The organism is Noviherbaspirillum sp. Root189, assembly GCF_001428545.1.
In the GTDB taxonomy this organism is placed as follows: domain Bacteria; phylum Pseudomonadota; class Gammaproteobacteria; order Burkholderiales; family Burkholderiaceae_D; genus Noviherbaspirillum.
In genome coordinates this window covers 1-1,034 of record NZ_LMHZ01000084.1, presented here as the reverse complement: position 1 = coordinate 1,034, position 1,034 = coordinate 1, and the positions used below count along the sequence as shown (strand labels likewise).

The following is a 1,034-nucleotide window of genomic DNA, read 5'->3' as shown; positions in this document are numbered from 1 at the left end:
CGACTTCTTCCCGAAGGCATAGGCATATCCATAGCAGTATTCCTAGTTGCAATTTTAAGGAATACCGATGGTCCGGAGAATCAGGGGGCTACTTCAATTGCTACACACGACCTAGCAAAAGAGCACGATGAGATCAGGGATGCCTGCCTTAGAGTATGGGAAAGAGCAGCCAAAGACAGGGCCAAAGCACAGCAACACTAGGGGCGTCTAGCAGCGTGCTAAAGGTTGGGTGTCATGCGGCAAGAAATACTGTTTAAACGCGTTTTGGGGCACATGGAGGGTCGCCTAATAACTTTCTGATAGTCCCCTATATTGAGTGTATTTAAAACGCTTATAGCTTGTTTAAATGAATGTTGCCATCAAGTGACCGATTGTGAACGAATATATTAAGAAGAGGCGCTCATAAATAGCTGATTTTTATAGCTTTCGGCACTTGCGACAACGCCATTCCCTAAAAACGATCTGAGTAATGGGGACCGTAGGTAGGGAGGAGAATTAATCTACTTATCAATATACTTATAAAAAGTATCAATAATAAGTAAATCATTGTTCTTATTTAGTTCATGAATCGTTTCAGCTCCTCCTCAAAGCGTCTTGATTCTTGCGCACTAAACGCCTCCATATCTTCAACGCTCAGAATAGAACCTACATCATCACTACTTGCAGTCAATTGTCCGACCTCATGCGCGATACTGATCGCGTCAAAGTTGCTTCCGTGTGTGATTTCGAGGTTGGGCTCGAATCCGACAATCTTTTTGTAAGCTTCCTCCATGATCGTCATTATCTGTTCGATCGATTCAACAGGGCAGATCACACTATCATGAACGGGTAGCACTGGGGTCTTAATCGATGTGGCTCGTGTCAGGATTGATTCCATAATCTGTGAGTCTTCGAACTGTAACGTCAGACCATGACCTTGATAAAAGAACTCTGCATCGTAAGCACCCGGTGATGGCACCTTGACGGGATTTTGATGAGCTGATCAGGCAGGCGTCCAGCGATGTGGCAGCAGTTCGCGAACACGATTGGCAGGC

General features: G+C 45.1%; 2 protein-coding genes. One reads left to right on the top strand and one right to left on the bottom strand.

The genetic code is table 11. The features are described 5' to 3' along the window. On the top strand, window positions 1-201 hold a 201-nt coding region (locus ASE07_RS30285; protein ID WP_235548662.1), incomplete at its 5' end, for a hypothetical protein. A 355-nt stretch (window positions 202-556) separates the two neighbouring features. Here the strand turns inward: ASE07_RS30285 and ASE07_RS29240 are convergent. Further along, window positions 557-781: a hypothetical protein gene (locus tag ASE07_RS29240; protein WP_156397106.1), complete on the bottom strand. Its 225-nt coding sequence runs from the start codon at window positions 779-781 to the stop codon at window positions 557-559. Between the last annotated feature and the right edge of the window lie 253 nt (window positions 782-1,034).

What these genes read in the sequence shown, in the direction of transcription:
- ASE07_RS29240 (WP_156397106.1), bottom strand. Translation starts at nt 781, where the DNA reads ATGACGATCATGGAGGAAGCTTACAAAAAGATTGTCGGATTCGAGCCC.